The following is a 15313-nucleotide window of genomic DNA, read 5'->3' as shown; positions in this document are numbered from 1 at the left end:
ATGCCCTACACCTCCGGCCCGACGCCGTCCGCCCTCGACCCCGACCTCGTTGCGAAACTCGAACGCGTGTCATTCCCGACCCTCGGCCACTACCTCGAGGAAGGCTTCGTCGACCCTGAGATCCGTCGACAGACCGGCGATCGTCGGGTCGTCGGGCGTGCCGTCACGGTGCGCCTCACCGCGCAGGACTCCACCGCGCTCCATCACGCCGCGGGCTGGTGCGAGCCGGGTGACGTGTTCGTCATCGACACCGGGGGAGACGTGCGGCACGCACCGGTGGGCGAGGTTCTCGCGGCCGCTCTCAGCATCCGCGGAGCGGCCGGAATCGTCGTCGACGGTGTCGTCACCGACCTCGACGAAGTGGAGGCGTTCGGCATCCCCGTCTACGCGCGGGGCACGAGCGTGCTGACCACGAAGCTGCTGGGGGTGGATGCCGGTGGCCACAACATCGCGGTCACGTGCGGCGGCGTGCCGGTGCAGCCCGGCGACGTCGTGCTGGCCGATCGCAACGGGGTGTTCATCGCTGCGGCGGCGACGGTCGCCGCGTTGATCGACACCGCGCTCGACGACGACGCCGAAGAGCCCGAGCTCGTCGCACAGCTGCGCGCGGGCGGTCGCCTGGGCGAGCTGACGGGTGCGACGGCCATGCTCGACGCCCTCACCGGCCACTGACGACGACAGCGAAAGCGCAGGAGAACCATGCTCATCAAGGCCGCCATCAACGGAGGTCGCTCGCGCGACGAACACTCCGCCATTCCCCTCACCGTCGAGCAGATCGCGGATGCCGCGGTCGCGGCCGTGCGTGCCGGAGCCGATGTCGTGCACGCCCATGCGCGCACCGACGACGGCGCCCAGACGATCGCGCCCGACGAGATCGCCCGCATGGTGCGCGGCATCCGGGAACGTGATCCCGGCATCGTCGTCGGAACCACCACAGGGCTGTGGACGTGTTCGGGACACGAGGAGCGGATGCGCCTGATCGCGGAGTGGCCCGAGGAGTGGCTCCCCGATTTCGCCTCCGTCGCATTCTCGGAAGAGGGGGCGGCCGAGGCCGCCGTGCTCGTGCGCGAGCGCGGGATGGTGCTCGAGAGTGCGGTGTGGCACATCGACGAGGTGCCCGCGCTCCTCGCCTCGCCGACCCTCCACGAGAACGTCCGCATCCTCATCGAGCCCGAAGACGAGCAGATCCAGGATGCCGTGGACCACTCGCGGCGCATCGCCGCTGCACTGCGTGAGGCCGGGGTGACGGTACCGATGCTCTACCACGGGTATGACCAGACCGCCTGGCCGGTCGTGCGCGCGGCGATCGAGGACGGATGCGAAGTGCGCGTCGGTTTCGAGGACATGCTGACCCTCCCCGACGGGTCGATCGCCCCCGACAACAGCGAGATGGTGCGGACCGCGCGGCGGTGGTCGGACGCCGAGTGAGCCGCGGGTGAGCGCCGACGCGCGAGAATGAGAGCATGAGCGCCGACGATCTGGACCGTCGCCTCGTCGAACTCCTCGTCGAGGACGGCCGCCGCGCCTACACGGAGATGGCGGCGATCGTCGGCGTGTCCGAGGCGACGGTGCGCACGCGCGTCAGCCGACTGACCTCATCGGGGATCCTCCGGATCGTCGCGCTGTGCAACCCGCTGACGCTCGGGCATCAGTCGGTGCGCCTCATGCTGTCGGTGCAGGGGCTGCGCCCCCGGCAGGTGGCCCGTTCGCTCGCGTCGAACCCGATGATCGGGCACGTCTCGCTCACCTCCGGAGCGCACGACATCTACCTTGAAGCGACGGCTCGCGACCTGACCCAGCTCGTCGAGCTGCTCGATGAGCTCCGGCGCACGCCGGGCGTGACGACCATCGACCAGTACGTGCTGACACGGTTGTACAAGGACTACTCGTGGAACGGGCTGCGCGACCAGTCAGGTCAGCGCGCCGTCGGCGGATCCGCCGGCGCCGCAGGGACCACCGGGGCGGTCACGACCCAGCCGGGCGCGATCCGGCAGACGGATGCGGCCGGGTCAAACGGCCGACCGGGTCACGGAAGCCCGACCACAGATACTCGTCTTTGATCACCTCGAGGATGTTCGTCGTGTCGACGACGGCGATGCCGGGGATCGTGTGCAGGGTGTCGGTGAGGAACGCGGTGAGCTCGGTCTGCGTCTCGCAGCGCACGTCGACGATCAGGTCGTAGGCGCCGATGCACGCGCCGACGTACTTGACGGGCGCGAGGGCCGAGAGCGCGTGCGCCACGGCGTCGACCGTGGTTCCGCGCACGCGGATCGACAGGCGCACTTCGAGCAATCCGAGCTTGGGGCTGTTCGGCATGCCGATGACCTGCACCACACCCAGGTCGAGAAGCCGCTTGTACCGCTGGCGCACGCTCGCCTCGGACAATCCGACGTAGCGGGCGATCTGACCGAAGGAACGACGGCCGTCGAGGCGCAGCTGATCGATGATCTTGCGATCGATCACGTCGATGGCCTCGAGCTGCACGCCTCGATCCAATCACACGGGCCGTGCGCGCGCCGCGTCAGTCATCGGCATCCGGAATCGCAGAACTCACCACGGGCCACGCGGGAAGAGGGTCGTCGTAGCGCACCCACGCGGAGGGGCCGGCGGCGAGCTCGTCGTCGGTGAGCGCGGCGGCATCGAGGAGGTGTCCGAGGCGCGGGGCCGACAGATCGAGACCGGTGAAGACGATCTCCTGTCCGAGGCCCATGCGGCCGTCGTCGGCTCCCAGAGGTTCGAGCCACATCGCGGAACCGACGTGCTCCCACCGCGCGAGGATGCCCGGCCGCGACGCCAGCCGGCAGAAGCCCGCGGAGCGCACGAGGCGTCCGGCGGCGCCGTCGTCGAGGCGGTCGAGCGCGGTCGACAGGCGGCCGGGGTGGAACGGCCGCACCTGCTCGTAGCGCAGCGTGAAGACGCGGTTGTCGTGCATGTAGGGGTCGTGCTCGTCGTTCAAGGCGCGTACCCACCCGGCGCGCTCGAGCATCTCGCCTTCGTGCACGGCCTCGGACTGCAGGTCGCTCAGGGGGTCGCGCGAGAGCCGCACGATGGCGGAGGGGTTCAGGTGCGAGGCGAGGGCCATCTGCACCGCGAGAGCGTGGGTGGGCACGCGTTCCCAGTTGATCCAGACGATGCGCGTCGCCAGCTCCAGCGCCAGCGCCGCCTGTCGAGCGCGGGCACCGACATCGCCGCGGGTGTCACCGGGCCTTGCGGATGCCGCGAGGGGAGCGTCGTCGAGAAGGTCGCCGATCATGTGGCGGGCGTCGACCACGCACACCGCCTCGACCTGCGCTGCTCCCCGCGCGGTGATCGCGTGCACGAGATCGACGTCGGTGCCCAGGTCGACGACCGCCGATGTGTCGTCGGCACGCGGGCGGGGGAGCGGGAGCGCGTGCGAGACGCGCAGGTCGGCATAGCGCAGCAGGTGCAGGGGGCGCGCGAGCGCGACGGCGGTGCGCTCGGCGTAGGCGCGGCGCTCCGGGGCGCACACGCCCATGATGGCGATTGTTCGGGGCATGGCATCCGCCTCTCGTTCGTCGATGGGGCTGCAATGACTCTATCGTGTAGATGAGAACGGTTATCAACAAGGAGGATGTCATGAAGGTTCGCGCATCGCTGGCGTCGCTGAAGAAACAGCCAGGAGCTCAGGTCGTCCGGCGTCGAGGGCGCGTGTTCGTCATCAACAAGGCGAACCCGCGGTTCAAGGGCCGACAGGGATGACCGCGGTCTGCGTCGGGGTGAGTCCGCGTCGCAAGCTCTTGTCGTGAGACGGAGGTGATGGTGTCGTGGGGGCCGTGGACGGCACGCGCCGCCGCTGTCCGGATTCCGAAAGACCACAGGAGTGAAGAATGAGCACGCCCGAGACCCACGCGGAGCACACGATCGACGAGCACGCACACGGCGACGACTGCGGCCACGAGAAGATCGAGCACGGCGACCACCTCGACTACGTGCACGGAACGCATCGACACGCGCTGCACGGCGACCACTACGACGAGCACGAGTCGCACGCCGAGCACTCCGTCGACGAGCACCGTCACGGCGACGACTGCGGTCACGAGAAGGTCGTGCACGACGACCACGCCGACTACGTGCACGACGGCCACCGTCACGCGCTGCACGCCGACCACTACGACGAGCACTGAGTCGTGCGGCATCCCGTGTCACGAGCGCGGGGTGTTCGAGGCCCGCTTCCCCGTCGGGGTGGCGGGCCTTTCGTGTGGGCCGGGTCAGGCCTGAACGCGGAAGGAGGGGGTCACTACATCGACATGGCGGTGCAGAACGGACCCGTTCACGAATCGGATGGTGTCGACGCCACCCACCAGTCGGTGAAGAGCGCGGCACGGCCGTCTTCGGCGAGCCGGATGACCATCATGTTGTCGTAGTGTCTCGCTTTCGCAGTGGCGTTGGGGTAGTCCGTCCACCCGCGGATCACGGCGACGTCGCCGTCGACCGCGACGAGCTCGTGCGTGAACGACCACGTTCCCGGTTCGTCCTTCTGAGCGAGCCACGCGTCGACGATCGCGTCGCGACCCACCCACGGAGGGGTCGACGGCCCGTCGCGGTACTCGGCCTCCTCCGTGAAAAGGGAGCGGATGTCGTCCGGGTCGTTCGTCGACCACGCGCGGACGTAACGAGCGATCCAACTTTCAGCGGCGACGGCATTCTCGCGATTGTCCATGTGGGTCACGCTTCCGGAGCGGATGACAGTGCGCAAGCGCTTTGCAGCGCAGCAGGGCGGGCCGCTTCAGGTGACGAGGGGTGGCTCATCGCGCCAATGTCGGGCCGGATCAGGCCTGAACGCGGAAGGAGCGGCCCTCGAAGGTCACGACGTCGCCCACCTGCAGCTGGCGGCCTCGGCGACGGTCGACCTCGCCGTTGACCTCGACGTAGCCGTCGATGATGGCCTCTTTGACGTCTCCGCCGGAGTCGAGGATGCTGGCGAACTTCATGAACTGGCCGAGGCGGATGCCCTCGCTGCCGACGGGCACGTCTTCGGGGGCGGGGGAGGTCATGCTTTCAGTCTGGCAGGCTCCGGCCCGCGCGGGCTTCTCGTGATTGCCCGAGTGCTCTGAAGATATCGAGATGAACTCAACCGACGAAGCGATTGCTCTTCCCGAGATTGCAGTCCTGGCAAAGGGTCTGCAGATTCTCGGGGATCGAGCGGCCGTTTCGACTGACCGGGATGATGTGGTCGACGTGCAACGTGATGCCGTGGTCGGCGGCTCTTCCGCACATTCGGCAGCGATATCCATCACGGCGGAGAATGTCCGCGCGCAGACGAGAGGTGAGCAGGCTGCGTTCTTTGCTACGGAGATATGAAACAGTGCTTCGCTCGGCCCGAATGGCTTGCGCGGCCGACAGGTTGCGAGCGAGTTCGTCGAAGTCCCATACCGTAGAGCGTGCGTAGCTGTTGCGGCCCTGAGGGCTCGTGTACGTCGCCGAGATCTCGACCTTCGCGAGCGGTGTCGGACGGGCCAAAATCCACTTGTTGAACAGACTCTTCTCGATTTTCAGGTAGGTGTCGCTCCGCAAGCGGTCGTCGGAACTGTGACCGATGTGCTGCCCGCCAAGCGTGACGACGTCATTCGAATACATCGAGTACGTGCGGAGAACAGTCCTGCGTACCGCGATCGCCTTCTCGAGCGCAGTCTCCTGCTCGAGAACGTTAGACCGCCCGAAGCCGTCGAGATCGAACTGATCGAACTTGGCTTTTGTGGGAGCACGGAAGCCGAAGTCGAGACGAATGACGGACAACGGGGTCACTGCCTCCGCGTAGCGGTTGTTGAGTGTCGTGAGCTCTGAAAGAGCCGAGCTGGTATCCACGACAATCCGACGACGCCGTGCGCGGATGACTAAGACAACCCCGACCACGGCGGCGGCCACGGCCAGGACGACGAATACGACAATGACGACGGTCGTCGAGGTGGCGGACGCCGCGGGCGTGACCTGCGACAGACGCGAAAAGGATGCGGGTGAGAGCGTGTACATCGAAATCTCACCGTAGCCGAACAGATGGCCGCATTTTGGGCCGCGAATGCAGGCGGTCGTGACTATAAGTGGACGCGACGGCGGGAGTCGAACCCGCCACGCCTTCGGTTATGAGCCGAGGCCCGGGACCGCCCGGATCGCCGCGATGCGACCACGCTAACGCGGGCCATGAACCGCTCGAATGGGCGTTGCGAAGCGTGACGGGATGTGTCGTCACATGCGGGGCGAACGCGCGCTGCGTCCGTCGATGATTGCCCGCGTCGAGTGGTCGAGGTGCGCGCGCACCGCACGTTCGGGGTCGCGCAGGGCGTCGGCGACGTAGGCCCGGTGCTCGGTGGTCAGCGCGCCCGGGGCGTAGGCCGGCCGCACATGGGTCAGCAGCAGGTGCATCTCGGAGTCGAGGCGGCGGTACTCCTCCACGATGCGAGGACTGCTCGCGGCGTCGACCAGCGCGAGATGCACGCGCGCGTGGGCGGCGAGCGTGGCGGGCCAGTCGTCCGCGGCCTCCGCCCTCGCAAGCTCGTCGAGAGCCGCGTCGACGTCAGGCGGGCGGATGCCGCGGTCGCGGACGATCCGCAACGCCTCGGTTTCGAGGGCGCACCGCAGCTGCTGCAGAGCGATGAGGGCGTCGTCGTCGAGCAGCGAGACGCGCACTCCGCGGTAGGGCTCGGCCACCGCGAGGCGCTCGCCGGTGAGTGTCGCGAGCGCGGTGCGGGCGGTATGGCGTGAGACGCGGTGCGTCGCGCTCAGCTCTTCTTCGCGCAGGGGCGTGCCGGGCGCAAGGTCACCCGCGAGGATCGCCGCACGGATGGTGTCGGCGAGCAGGTCAGCCGCGCGAGGGCCCGGGGTGCCCGTTCTCCTCGGGGGCCGTGTTCCCCGGTCGGCGGGGGAGCGTTCGGCCGCGCTCGACCGTGCGGCCGCGGCGTCGTGGGCGTCAGGCTGGGGACGCGGCATCCGGAACCCCCTCACGCCGACGCGAGGGAGTCGACACCACGGCGAGACCCACCGCGATGAGGGTCAGGCCGACCGCGCTCACGGGGGTCAGCTGCTCGTGCAGCACGAAGAGTCCGAGCAGCGTCGCGGCCAACGGTTCGGCCAGAGTGAGCGTCGACACCGTCACGGCGCTCAGGCGGGCGAGGCCCCGTCCGAACAGCAGGTACGCGATCGTCGTCGTCACGACGCCCAGCCACACCGCGAGCGCGAGGCCGTTCGGGGTCAGCAGCCACGCGCTTCCGGCGAGCAGCAGCACGGGAGCGCTCGCGATGGCGGCCACACCGAAGACGGTACCCATGACGCGCGTGGAATCCCACCCCCTCTCGATCAGCGCCTTGCCGCACACCGTATAGAGGGCGTACGACATTCCCGCGCCGGCCGACGCGAGCAGGCCGCCGGGGGTCAGCGCGACCGCTCCGCCGGTGACGCCCGACACGAGGATCACCCCGGCCAGGGCGATGGCGGTGGCGAGCATCCAGCGGCTCGAGGGAGCGCGGCGGAGGCGCACGGCATCCGCGATCCCGGTCGCGATGGGCGCCGAACCGAGCGCGACGACCGTGCCGATCGCGACGCCGTTGTCGCGCGTGCCGAGGAAGAAGAGCGGTTGATACGCGAGCACCCCGACCGCGCCGAGGGCGATGAGGCCCGCGAGCGAACCGCGGGAAGCCACGACGCCGCCCGACGCCGCGCGCGCAGGTGTCGAGCGCCGCCGGGCCAGGGCGAGCAGTCCCAGGATGCCGCCGCCCACGACGATGCGCGCGGCTCCGACCGCCACGGGGGAGGCGTCCACCCCCGCGAGAGCCTGCGCGGTGCCGGTGGTCGAGAAGCACAGCGCCGCGGCGAGGATCGCGAGAGCGGGAAGCATGGATGGATTGTTACACAATCCGCGATGCGGCGTCAGTTCCGTAGCGAGGTCACCATCGAGCGCAGGGCCACCAGGGCCGCCTTCTGCTCGGCATCCGTCATGCCGCTCAGCATCCGCTTCTCCACGCTGCGGACGGCGGCGCTCGCCTCCTCGAGGGCGGCGCGACCCTTCGCCGTGAGGCGCGTGGGGAGCACCTTGCCGACCGGCGCGGCATCCGGGCGCTCGACGATGCCCTCGCGCTCGAGGGTCTGCAGCAGCACGTTCATCGACTGGCGGGTGACGAAGGCGCCGCGGGCGAGGTCGGAGTTCGACAAGCCGGGTCGCTGCTTGAGCAATTCGAGGCACGAGTAGTGCGTGACCGTCATTCCGAGGGGGCGCAGCACGTCTTCCATCGCCACGCGCAGCGCGCTCGCCGCCTCCTTGAGGAGGTAGCCCAGGGAGGTGTTCAGGTCGATCGCCTCTTGCGTCATGTCAGTATTCTGACATACAGTCAATGTCAGATAACTGACACGCAAGGAGAACCTCATGCCCGTCACCGGACCCGACTTCCTTTCCCTCCAGGTGCGCGACCTCGCCGCGTCGCACGCCTTCTACGAGAAGTACCTCGGCCTGCGGCGCTCGCCCGCGGGCCCGCCTCACGCTGTCGTCTTCGACACGACGCCCATCGCCTTCGCCTTGCGCGACCTCGCCCCCGCCACCGATCTGACCGACGTCGCCCAGCCGGGAATCGGCGTCGCGGTCTGGCTTCACGCCACCGGCGTGCAGGAGATCCACGACGAGCTCGCCGCCGACGGCCACCGCATCGTGATGGACCCGATCGACGGCCCCTTCGGCCGCACGTTCACCTTCGCCGACCCCGACGGGTACCACGTCACCCTTCACGACCGCGGCTGAGGTCGCGATCGGGTCGGGTGGGCGGCGGCATCCGGGGTCTTTCTTCTCTCATTCGTCCGGGTCGCCGGGGTCGCGACCGTCGTGCGGATCAGGGGTCGACACGCCGTTTCCGGATGCCGCGGAATCGGCGTGTCGACGATGGCGCCCGCACGACGGCGAGGGGTGGGGCCTCCCGCGGCCCGCGTCCGGGAGCGGTGCCACCGGCGGGTAACGTAGGTGCATGGCGACGACGGCGGGGCGAGGCATGATGGCCCTGACCTACGCCGGAGTCCTGCTTCTGCTCGGCGTGATCCTTGCCGCGATCGTCGATCCGTTCGCCCGGCAGCCCGCCGAGGTCGACTCCACGACGGAGTGGCTCGCTCGCTTCTTCTTCGCCCTCGGTGCGGCATGGCTCGTGATCGGCATGGTCGCCGCCCGCACGCGTCTGGTTCGCCGCCCCGGGGCCGCCGCGGCCCGCGCCTCGTGGATCGCCTCGACCCGTCCGTGGCGGGCCCGCGAATCGAGCCTCGGCGTGCTGCCGCTCGATCGCTGGCTGATGATCATCGTGCCCGGCGGTCTGCTCGTGGCCACCCGCGTCGTGCAGGCGCCGCGCGACGGCCTGTGGAGCGTGCTCGTCGCGATCGGCGGCTGGCTGCTCTTCGCCGCCGTGGTGCGACTGCTGCTCGGCCGCCGTTCTCCGTGGCCCATCATCGCGGCCGTCGGTGGTGCCCTCGTGCTGCGCTGCGTCTTCGCTCTGATCGCGATCGCCCTGTCGGGGCCCGAGGGGATCTGGCCGGCGCTGTGGTCGTCGCCGGTCGTGCGCATCGCCTATCTCGCGATCGCCTTCGCCCTGGTGGCCTGGGTGTTCGTCGCCGCGGGCTGGTCGCTGTCGGCCCAGCTCGGCCGGCGCCGCGCCGCGGGTGTCGCGCTCGCCGGAGTGGGCGTGGGCTACGCGCTGCCCGCGACCACCATCGCTCTGCTCGGCGTCGGCGACGCGCTGCGTTCGTGGAACGAGCAGATCGGCGTGCTGCCGTGGGACCTGGCGCGCATGACAGCCGTGCGAGAAGGCGCTCTGCCGATCGAGGTCGTCACGGTCACCGCCGTCATCGGCGCCGTCATCACCGTGGTGGGCGTCGTGCTCGCCCTGCCGCAGCGCGTCTACGACCGCAGCCGTCGAAGCTGAGCGTCAGCGGCGCCCAAGGGTCGCATCGAACGGCCCGCCGCGGCGGATCTCGCGCACCTCTTTGCCCAGGGGCATGAGCGAGACGGGCACGAGCTTGAAGTTCGCGATGCCGAGCGGGATGCCGATGATCGTCACGCACAACAGCAGGCCGGTGAAGATGTGGCCGAGGGCGAGCCACCACCCGGCCAGGATCACCCACACGACGTTGCCGAGGAACGACGCGACGCCCGCGCGGGGCTTGGCGACGATCTCGCGCCCGAAGGGCCACAGCGAGTACAGGCCGATGCGGAACGACGCGATGCCCCACGGGATCGTCACGATCAGCACGCACAGCACGATCCCCGCGGCGAGATAGCCGAGGAAGAGCCAGAAACCCGAGAGTACGAGCCAGAGGACGTTGAGGATCAAGCGCATGCCTCCATTCTCGCGGGCGCAGCGGGGTGGCATCCGGGGTTTGACTCCCGGTGACTAATCGCTGCTCGCGCGCCGCGCAAGCGCCCATCGTGCTCGGTCGGCGGCGTTAACGTGAGGTCACCGAGGGAAGGAACCCCCATGTCCGATATCACCCGCGCCACCCCCGAGCGTCGCGTCCTGTCGAGCTTCAGCGACTACACCGGCGCGCAGGCCGCCGTGGACCGGCTGTCGGATGCCGGATTCCCGGTCGAGCACACCGCGATCGTCGGGCACGACGTGCGCATCGTCGAGCAGATCACCGGCCGCCTCACCCGCGGGCGCGCGGCTCTGCTGGGCGCGGCGTCGGGCGCGTGGTTCGGCCTGATGATCGGCGTGCTCGTGGGGCTGCTGACCCCGACCGGATTCCTCGGCCTGCTGCTGTTGGGCCTCGTGCTCGGAGCGGTGTGGGGCGCGGTCTTCGGCTTCGTCGGCCACGCGATGACCGGCGGTCGCCGCGACTTCTCGTCGGTGCAGGGCTTCGAGGCCGAGCGATGGGATGTGACGGTGGATGCCGAGCACCTGGCCCGCGCGCAGTCGCTGCTGTCGGCGGGGGCGGCGGGCGAAGAGCGGGTCTGAGCGCAGGCCCGTTGACGCGGCGGTGGGTGCCGCGGGGTTGTGCGGCGCTGGGCGTGGACGCGGGGCGTTGCGGGTGACCGGCCGCGCGGTTGTGGGGCGTCGGGCGTGGCCCCGGGGCGTTGAACGTGGCCTGCCGCGCGGATGTGGGGCGTCGGGCGTGGCCCCGGGGCGTTGAACGTGGCCCCGGGGCCACCCCGCGCGCACCGAAGCGCGAGAGGGAGCCCACCGGGGGCCGATGTCGGAGGCCCCGCCTAGACTTGATCCGCCATGACCGATGCCTCCACGCCACTCATCTTCGACGGCCCCGCGCCGTCGTCGGCCCGCCCCGACGCCGACCTGCTCGAGGGCCTGAACGGCCCCCAGCGCGAGGCCGTCACCTATCGCGGGCAGGCGCTGCTGATCGTCGCGGGCGCGGGTTCGGGCAAGACGAGTGTGCTCACGCGCCGCATCGCGTCGCTGCTGCGCACGCGCGAGGCGTATCCGAGTCAGATCCTCGCGATCACCTTCACCAACAAGGCCGCCGGCGAGATGCGCGAGCGCGTTCACCAGCTCATCGGGCAGAAAGCCGACGGCATGTGGATCTCGACGTTCCACTCGGCGTGCGTGCGCATTCTGCGGCGCGAGGCCGAGCAGTTCGGCTTCACCAAGTCGTTCACGATCTACGACTCGGGCGACTCGCGCGCCCTCATCAAGCGTCTCGTCAAAGAGCACGAGGGCGACTCGTTCGGCCTCACCCCGGCCGGCACGCAGAGCCGCATCTCGAAGCTGAAGAACGAGCTGGCGGATGCCGAGTCGTACGCGCGATCCGCGAACATGAGCGACCCCGCCGAGCGCGTGTTCGTCGAGATCTTCGGCTCGTACCAGCGCGAGCTGCAGCGGGCCAACGCGTTCGACTTCGACGACCTCATCGCGCAGACGGTCTACCTCTTCCGCGCGTTCCCGCAGGTCGCCGATCGCTATCGGAAGCGGTTCCGGCACATCCTGGTCGACGAATACCAAGACACAAACCACGCGCAGTACGCGCTCATCCACGAGCTCACCCGGGCACCGGGGTCGGATGCCGAGCCGTTCTCGTCGGGCGGCATGATGATCTTCGACGCCGAGCCCGCGGGCGAAGACGCCGCCTCGCTCACCGTCGTCGGTGACTCCGACCAGTCGATCTACGCGTTCCGCGGCGCCGACATCCGCAACATCAGCGAGTTCGAGCGCGACTACCCGGGTGCCAAGGTCGTGCTCCTCGAGCAGAACTACCGGTCGACGCAGAACATCCTCTCGGCCGCCAACGCCGTCATCGCGAACAACTTCGACCGCAAAGACAAGAAGCTGTGGACCGACGTCGGCGCGGGCGACCCCATCATCGGCTTCACCGGTTACTCGCAGCACGACGAGGCGCAGTTCGTCGCCGACGAGATCGAGGCGCTGCACAAGAAGGGGCTTCCCTACTCCGGCGTCGCGGTGTTCTACCGCACCAACTCGCAGTCCCGTGCGCTGGAAGAGATCTTCATCCGCTCCGCGGTGCCCTACAAGATCATGGGCGGCACCAAGTTCTACGAGCGCGCCGAGATCAAAGACGCGCTCGCGTACCTCATCGCCGTCTCGAACCCCGCGGACTCGATGGCACTGCGCCGCATCCTCAACCGTCCGCGCCGTGGCATCGGCGACGTCACCGAGACGGCGATCGCCCGCTACGCCGCCGAGCACGGCATCACCTTCCGCGACGCCCTTGCGAACTCGGCCCAGATCGGGGTCGGCCCGAAGCTGCAGAAGGCCATCGACCAACTCGACGCGGTGCTGAGCGAGGCCACGGCGGTCATGCTCCCGGCATCCGGAGAGCTCGCCCCCTCCACCTCGGTCACCGAAGGCCTCACGCTGCTGCTGAACAAGAGCGGCTACTTCGACGCCCTGCGCGCCAGCAAAGACCCGCAAGACGAAGCGCGCCTCGAGAACCTCGACGAACTCGTCGCCGTGACCCGCGAGTTCGCGCGCAACAACCCCGAGGGCACGATCATCGACTTCTTGACCGAGGTCACCCTCGTGGCAGACGCCGACGACCTCGACGACGCGTCGGGATCCGTGTCGCTCATGACGCTGCACACCGCGAAGGGCCTCGAGTACGACGCGGTGTTCCTCACCGGTGTCGAAGAAGACCTGCTGCCGCACCGCATCTCGGCGAACGAGCCGGGCGGTCCGCAGGAGGAGCGACGGTTGTTCTACGTCGGCATCACCCGCGCCCGCAAGCGCCTGCACGTCTCGCTCGCGATGACGCGCGCGCAGTTCGGTGAGGTGACGGTCGCGATGCCCAGTCGATTCCTGCAGGAGATCCCCGCCGACCTCATCGACTGGAGGCAATCGCCCGGTGACGTGAACGGTCGCGGCGGTTCGCAGTCGCGCGCGCTCAACGCCCGCGGTCGGCGTCCCGGCCAGCCCGGGGCCGGGGGCAACCGTTACGGCGACGACCTCGTGCCGCTGCCGAAGCGCGCGCCGGCGGATCCGAGCAAGTTCCCCAACCGCATCCCGGCCAAGGTGCGCGACAACGGCGACATGGAGCTCGCCTCCGGCGACCGCATCCGCCACGACGACTTCGGCGAGGGCCGCGTCGATGCCGTGACCGGCGAAGGCGCGAAGCGCGTCGCGCACGTGCGGTTCGACTCGGTCGGGCCGAAGAAGCTGCTCATCAAGATCGCGCCGATCGCCAAGCTCTGACGGCCGGGCTTCCCCGTTTGGGTCGGATTCCGGCGTTTGGGGCGGATTCTGGCGTTCGGGGCGTGAAATATCCGCCCCGAACTGCGGAATCTGCCCCGAACACTTGCGATCGCACTCTCGAGGCGGTCGCGGCGCTGCGTCGGCTCGGGGCTCCCCGTTTGGGGCGCATTCTTCCGTTTGGGGCGTGAAATATCCGCCCCGAGCTGCGGATCGTGCCCCAAACGTGCGCTGGAGCGCGCCGCCGGGCGATTGAGGTGACGGTCGGACCGCGCCGGGCCGCGGGCGTCCGGGTTTGGGGCGCGTTCTTGCGTTCGGGGCGGGAAATTCTCGCCCCAAGCTGCGGATCCCGCCCCAAACCCGCACCCGCACCCCGCCGACCCCGCCCCAAACCCACACCCAACCCCGCCGACCCCGCGCCAAATCCACATCCCCATCCACACCCGAACCCCGCCGACCCCGCGCCGCGCCCGCGGCCTCGACCACCCGGCGCGCGCCCCGCGGACCGCGCGGGGGAACGCCCCGGCTAGGCTGAAACAATGGCTCTCTTCTCGCGCCGCAAGAAGTCCGACTCCGACGACGCATCGGCCGCCCGCCCCGACTCCACGATCGAGCCGGGCGAACAGCCCGTCGATCCTGCCGGTCCGAGCGACGCCGCTCCCGCAACGGATGCCGCGGACGCTGCCCCCGCCCAGGCGACCCCGACCGTCGGCATCTCGATGTCGTCGTTCCGCGGTGTCGGCGCCGCCCCCGAGGCAGCGCCGCAGCTGACCAACGCCCCGCCGGTGGCCGACCGCCCCTCGGCGCGTCAGCCCGGTGCGATGGAGGCCCCGGAGGCCCCCGAAACGGTTCCGGGTCTGCGCGACAACGTGCTGCTGGGCAACGCCCTCGCCGAGATCAACGGTCAGCCCGAGCCCAACCAGCTGCTCAACGTCGCTCGTCAGCTGCTGCAGGGGCACGTGTTCCTGCGGGTGAAGGGCGACGCGCGTGCGCTCGTCGCCGAGGGCAAAGACCTGCCGCTGGCCGTGGCGAACCGCGGCGACGAGCAGCTCGTGCTCGCGTACACGGGCGGACTCGCGTTGCGTGCGAGCGTCGACGCCGACGGCGATCGCGACACCTCGGCGATGGGTCAGCCGATCATGGCGCTCCTGCGGCACGTGCTCGCCGGACCCTACGCGGGCATCATCCTCGACCCCGCGTCGGAGGAGCACCGTGCCGTGCTCCCCTCGGCCCTGCTCGAGCGCATGGTCACCGAGGCCGATCCCGAACTGCGCATCAAGACTCTGCTCTGCGAGACCCGCGGCGACGAGACGCCCGGCGCCATCGTCGACGCGATCATCGCCGACGCGCCCCTGTGGATCGCTGTCAACCGCGCGGGCGAAGACGGCCCGATCGGTGTCGCCGAGTCGCGGTCGGCTGCGGGCGAGCGCTTCCTCGAGGTATTCACGCACCCGCTCGAGCTGCTGGCCCTCGGTCGCGGCGACCAGCCGCTGCCCATAAAGCGTGCTCAGCTGTCGAAGGCGCTGGCCACCGACGGCGGGCTCACCGGCATCCTGATCGACGCCGCCGGCCCGTGGATCCGCATGACCCGCGACGAGCTCGCGCCGCTCATCGCCCTGGCCGAGGTCGACGAGGCGCCCGCTTCGTAGATTCCGGATGCCGTGGGGCCGGCGCAGCCG

General features: G+C 69.7%; 19 protein-coding genes and 1 tRNA gene. 10 read left to right on the top strand and 10 right to left on the bottom strand.

Going from position 1 to position 15313, the window contains the following annotated elements; translation table 11 throughout:
- Genes FS769_RS03445 through FS769_RS03435 form a run of 3 tightly spaced genes read left to right on the top strand, consistent with a single transcriptional unit; the run spans position 1 to position 2060 of the window.
- A complete protein-coding gene (locus FS769_RS03445) occupies positions 1–672 on the top strand; it encodes an RraA family protein (RefSeq protein WP_144829404.1) in 672 nt (223 codons plus the stop codon).
- A 27-nt stretch (positions 673–699) separates the two neighbouring features.
- Positions 700–1428 (top strand): 3-keto-5-aminohexanoate cleavage protein, encoded by a 729-nt coding sequence (locus FS769_RS03440; protein ID WP_144829402.1) that lies wholly within the window; start codon positions 700–702, stop codon positions 1426–1428.
- Between the two features lie 35 nt (positions 1429–1463).
- Positions 1464–2060, top strand: a complete 597-nt coding sequence (locus FS769_RS03435; protein WP_144829398.1) for an Lrp/AsnC family transcriptional regulator — start codon at positions 1464–1466, stop codon at positions 2058–2060.
- Here the strand turns inward: FS769_RS03435 and FS769_RS03430 are convergent.
- On the bottom strand, positions 1966–2484 hold the full coding sequence (locus tag FS769_RS03430; RefSeq protein ID WP_222123891.1) for an Lrp/AsnC family transcriptional regulator: 519 nt from the start codon (positions 2482–2484) through the stop codon (positions 1966–1968). The genes FS769_RS03435 and FS769_RS03430 overlap by 95 nt on opposite strands.
- 37 nt (positions 2485–2521) lie before the next feature.
- Positions 2522–3517, bottom strand: coding sequence for a GTP-binding protein (locus tag FS769_RS03425; RefSeq protein WP_144829395.1), 996 nt, complete (start codon positions 3515–3517; stop codon positions 2522–2524).
- 80 nt (positions 3518–3597) lie between these two features.
- Here FS769_RS03425 and ykgO point away from each other — a divergent pair, with 80 nt between their 5' ends.
- Both ykgO and FS769_RS03415 read left to right on the top strand, forming a co-directional pair.
- A complete protein-coding gene (gene ykgO / locus FS769_RS03420) occupies positions 3598–3720 on the top strand; it encodes a type B 50S ribosomal protein L36 (protein ID WP_144829392.1) in 123 nt (40 codons plus the stop codon).
- 128 nt (positions 3721–3848) lie between these two features.
- Positions 3849–4145 carry a hypothetical protein gene (locus FS769_RS03415; protein ID WP_144829389.1) on the top strand — a complete coding sequence of 99 codons (297 nt, stop codon included), beginning with the start codon at positions 3849–3851 and terminating at the stop codon, positions 4143–4145.
- A 146-nt stretch (positions 4146–4291) separates the two neighbouring features.
- Here the strand turns inward: FS769_RS03415 and FS769_RS03410 are convergent, their stop codons facing one another.
- From FS769_RS03410 to FS769_RS03385, 7 genes are all read right to left on the bottom strand, one after another.
- Positions 4292–4681: a nuclear transport factor 2 family protein gene (locus FS769_RS03410; protein ID WP_144829385.1), complete on the bottom strand. Its 390-nt coding sequence runs from the start codon at positions 4679–4681 to the stop codon at positions 4292–4294.
- 109 nt (positions 4682–4790) lie between these two features.
- Positions 4791–5015, bottom strand: a complete 225-nt coding sequence (locus FS769_RS03405) for an RNA-binding S4 domain-containing protein (RefSeq protein ID WP_144829382.1) — start codon at positions 5013–5015, stop codon at positions 4791–4793.
- A 76-nt stretch (positions 5016–5091) separates the two neighbouring features.
- A complete protein-coding gene (locus FS769_RS03400) occupies positions 5092–5991 on the bottom strand; it encodes an HNH endonuclease (RefSeq protein ID WP_144829379.1) in 900 nt (299 codons plus the stop codon).
- 69 nt (positions 5992–6060) lie between these two features.
- A tRNA-Met gene (locus FS769_RS16745) sits at positions 6061–6136 on the bottom strand.
- Positions 6137–6204: 68 nt separating this feature from the next.
- Entirely contained in the window at positions 6205–6945 is a 741-nt protein-coding gene (locus tag FS769_RS03395; protein ID WP_144829376.1) for a GntR family transcriptional regulator, read from the bottom strand.
- Entirely contained in the window at positions 6926–7849 is a 924-nt protein-coding gene (locus FS769_RS03390) for a DMT family transporter (protein WP_144829373.1), read from the bottom strand. Before FS769_RS03390 ends, FS769_RS03395 begins: the two co-directional genes overlap by 20 nt.
- A gap of 32 nt (positions 7850–7881) precedes the next feature.
- A complete protein-coding gene (locus tag FS769_RS03385; protein WP_144829371.1) occupies positions 7882–8319 on the bottom strand; it encodes a MarR family winged helix-turn-helix transcriptional regulator in 438 nt (145 codons plus the stop codon).
- Between the two features lie 55 nt (positions 8320–8374).
- Between FS769_RS03385 and FS769_RS03380 the strand changes: the two genes are divergently transcribed.
- Positions 8375–8743 (top strand): VOC family protein, encoded by a 369-nt coding sequence (locus FS769_RS03380; RefSeq protein WP_144829368.1) that lies wholly within the window; start codon positions 8375–8377, stop codon positions 8741–8743.
- Positions 8744–8963: 220 nt separating this feature from the next.
- Positions 8964–9905, top strand: coding sequence for a hypothetical protein (locus tag FS769_RS03375; RefSeq protein ID WP_144829365.1), 942 nt, complete (start codon positions 8964–8966; stop codon positions 9903–9905).
- A gap of 3 nt (positions 9906–9908) precedes the next feature.
- Here the strand turns inward: FS769_RS03375 and FS769_RS03370 are convergent, their stop codons facing one another.
- Entirely contained in the window at positions 9909–10319 is a 411-nt protein-coding gene (locus FS769_RS03370) for a YccF domain-containing protein (protein WP_144829362.1), read from the bottom strand.
- 138 nt (positions 10320–10457) lie between these two features.
- Between FS769_RS03370 and FS769_RS03365 the strand changes: the two genes are divergently transcribed.
- From FS769_RS03365 to FS769_RS03355, 3 genes are all read left to right on the top strand, one after another.
- Positions 10458–10934 carry a general stress protein gene (locus FS769_RS03365; protein WP_144829359.1) on the top strand — a complete coding sequence of 159 codons (477 nt, stop codon included), beginning with the start codon at positions 10458–10460 and terminating at the stop codon, positions 10932–10934.
- 267 nt (positions 10935–11201) lie between these two features.
- Complete coding sequence (locus FS769_RS03360) at positions 11202–13637, top strand: ATP-dependent helicase (RefSeq protein WP_144829356.1); 2436 nt, start codon at positions 11202–11204, stop codon at positions 13635–13637.
- A gap of 536 nt (positions 13638–14173) precedes the next feature.
- Positions 14174–15283: an SseB family protein gene (locus tag FS769_RS03355; protein WP_144829353.1), complete on the top strand. Its 1110-nt coding sequence runs from the start codon at positions 14174–14176 to the stop codon at positions 15281–15283.
- Positions 15284–15313 lie beyond the last annotated feature (30 nt).

The organism is Microbacterium sp. BH-3-3-3 (assembly GCF_007679045.1).
GTDB classification, from domain to species: domain Bacteria; phylum Actinomycetota; class Actinomycetes; order Actinomycetales; family Microbacteriaceae; genus Microbacterium; species Microbacterium algihabitans.
The sequence above is the reverse complement of the archived record's forward strand: the minus strand, read 5'-3'. Positions and strand labels throughout refer to the sequence as shown.

Coding starts and splice junctions, on each gene's coding strand:
- FS769_RS03375 (WP_144829365.1), top strand. CDS start 8,964: ATGGCGACGACGGCGGGGCGAGGCATGATGGCCCTGACCTACGCCGGA.
- FS769_RS03390 (WP_144829373.1), bottom strand. CDS start 7,849: ATGCTTCCCGCTCTCGCGATCCTCGCCGCGGCGCTGTGCTTCTCGACC.
- FS769_RS03380 (WP_144829368.1), top strand. CDS start 8,375: ATGCCCGTCACCGGACCCGACTTCCTTTCCCTCCAGGTGCGCGACCTC.
- FS769_RS03410 (WP_144829385.1), bottom strand. CDS start 4,681: ATGGACAATCGCGAGAATGCCGTCGCCGCTGAAAGTTGGATCGCTCGT.
- FS769_RS03395 (WP_144829376.1), bottom strand. CDS start 6,945: ATGCCGCGTCCCCAGCCTGACGCCCACGACGCCGCGGCCGCACGGTCG.
- ykgO (WP_144829392.1), top strand. CDS start 3,598: ATGAAGGTTCGCGCATCGCTGGCGTCGCTGAAGAAACAGCCAGGAGCT.
- FS769_RS03415 (WP_144829389.1), top strand. CDS start 3,849: ATGAGCACGCCCGAGACCCACGCGGAGCACACGATCGACGAGCACGCA.
- FS769_RS03365 (WP_144829359.1), top strand. CDS start 10,458: ATGTCCGATATCACCCGCGCCACCCCCGAGCGTCGCGTCCTGTCGAGC.
- FS769_RS03385 (WP_144829371.1), bottom strand. CDS start 8,319: ATGACGCAAGAGGCGATCGACCTGAACACCTCCCTGGGCTACCTCCTC.
- FS769_RS03370 (WP_144829362.1), bottom strand. CDS start 10,319: ATGCGCTTGATCCTCAACGTCCTCTGGCTCGTACTCTCGGGTTTCTGG.
- FS769_RS03445 (WP_144829404.1), top strand. CDS start 1: ATGCCCTACACCTCCGGCCCGACGCCGTCCGCCCTCGACCCCGACCTC.
- FS769_RS03425 (WP_144829395.1), bottom strand. CDS start 3,517: ATGCCCCGAACAATCGCCATCATGGGCGTGTGCGCCCCGGAGCGCCGC.
- FS769_RS03405 (WP_144829382.1), bottom strand. CDS start 5,015: ATGACCTCCCCCGCCCCCGAAGACGTGCCCGTCGGCAGCGAGGGCATC.
- FS769_RS03435 (WP_144829398.1), top strand. CDS start 1,464: ATGAGCGCCGACGATCTGGACCGTCGCCTCGTCGAACTCCTCGTCGAG.
- FS769_RS03355 (WP_144829353.1), top strand. CDS start 14,174: ATGGCTCTCTTCTCGCGCCGCAAGAAGTCCGACTCCGACGACGCATCG.
- FS769_RS03440 (WP_144829402.1), top strand. CDS start 700: ATGCTCATCAAGGCCGCCATCAACGGAGGTCGCTCGCGCGACGAACAC.
- FS769_RS03360 (WP_144829356.1), top strand. CDS start 11,202: ATGACCGATGCCTCCACGCCACTCATCTTCGACGGCCCCGCGCCGTCG.
- FS769_RS03400 (WP_144829379.1), bottom strand. CDS start 5,991: ATGTACACGCTCTCACCCGCATCCTTTTCGCGTCTGTCGCAGGTCACG.